Origin of the sequence: Porticoccus sp., from assembly GCF_041592135.1 — a bacterium.
In the GTDB taxonomy this organism is placed as follows: domain Bacteria; phylum Pseudomonadota; class Gammaproteobacteria; order Pseudomonadales; family Porticoccaceae; genus Porticoccus.
Genome location: NZ_JBFHQR010000217.1, coordinates 1 through 1,575 on the forward strand (window position 1 = coordinate 1; position 1,575 = coordinate 1,575).

1 protein-coding gene is annotated in these 1,575 nt (G+C 61.5%); it reads left to right on the forward strand.

Annotated elements, in window-relative coordinates; translation table 11 throughout:
* Window positions 1–1,575 (forward strand): UvrA family protein (locus ABY948_RS12275; protein ID WP_461482818.1); only part of this gene is annotated, 1,575 nt, incomplete at both ends.

The window sequence follows — 1,575 nt, forward strand, 5'->3', positions numbered from 1 at the left end:
AAGGTCAAGGCCGACCTGCAATTGCGTCTGGCCGAATCCTTCGAGACGGCCCTCAACCTGTCCGAGGGTCTTGCCGTGATCACCGCGATGGATGGCGAGTTCAGCGATCTGGTGTTTTCTTCCCGCTTTGCCTGTCCCATCTGTAATTACAGTATCGATGAGCTGGAACCGCGGATGTTTTCCTTCAACAATCCGGCCGGCGCCTGCCCCAGCTGTGATGGCCTGGGCGTCAAGCAGTTCTTTGATATCGACCGGGTGGTACAACACCCCGACGTGTCCATCGCCGAGGGCGCCATTCGCAGCTGGGATCGCAAGAACCTGTTCTATTTCAACATGCTCACCTCCCTGGCAGACCACTATGGCTTCGATATTAATGCGCCATTCAAGGATCTCGCCCCCCAGCATCAGCAGGTGGTGCTGTTCGGCAGTGGCGAGGAGGTGATCACCTTCAACTACATCAACGATAAGGGCACCGTCTTCAATCGCTCCCACCACTTCGAGGGCATCGTGCCCAACATGGAGCGCCGTTACCGGGAAACCGAATCCCAGATGGTGCGGGAAGATTTGACCAAGTATCTCAGCACCCAGAGCTGCCCGGAGTGCAAGGGCGCGCGCCTGCGCAAGGCCGCCCGCTATGTGTTTATCGACGAGAAAACCCTGCCGGAGGTGGGCAATGTGCCGGTGGGTGAACTGGCGGACTATTACGAACAACTGACGCTCAGCGGCAGTCGCGGCCAGATTGCCGAGAAAATCCTCAAGGAAATCCGCGACCGCCTGCGCTTCCTGGTGGATGTGGGCCTCAACTATTTGAACCTCAACCGCAGCGCCGAGACCCTGTCCGGCGGCGAGGCCCAGCGCATCCGCCTGGCCAGCCAGATCGGCGCCGGGCTGGTGGGCGTCATGTATATCCTCGACGAACCCTCCATCGGCCTGCACCAGCGGGACAATGAGCGCCTTCTAGCCACCCTCACCCGCCTGCGGGATCTCGGCAACACGGTGATCGTGGTGGAACACGACGAGGACGCCATTCGCGAAGCGGATTACATTGTCGATATCGGCCCCGGCGCCGGTGTCCACGGCGGCGAGGTGATCGCCGCGGGCAGCCTGCAAGACATCCTCGACGAGCCCCGCTCCCTCACCGGCGACTACCTGTCCGGCCGCAAAAAGATCGAGGTGCCGGCCAAACGCACCAAAGCCAGCGGCAAACTGCTGAAGGTCACCGGCGCCAGTGGCAACAACCTGCAACAAATCGACCTGGCGTTACCGATCGGGTTATTTACCTGTGTCACCGGCGTATCCGGCTCCGGCAAGTCCACCCTGATCAACGAGACCCTCTACCCCATTGCCGCCACCGAGCTGAACAAGGCCACTACCCTCAAGGCCGCCCCCCACCGAGCGGTGGAAGGCATGGAGATGCTCGACAAATGCGTGGACATTGACCAGAGCCCCATCGGTCGCACCCCGCGCTCCAACCCCGCCACCTACACGGGGCTGTTCACACCCATACGCGAGCTGTTCGCCCAGACCCAGGAGGCCAGGGCCCGCGGCTACAAGCCGGGACGGTTCAGCTTCAAC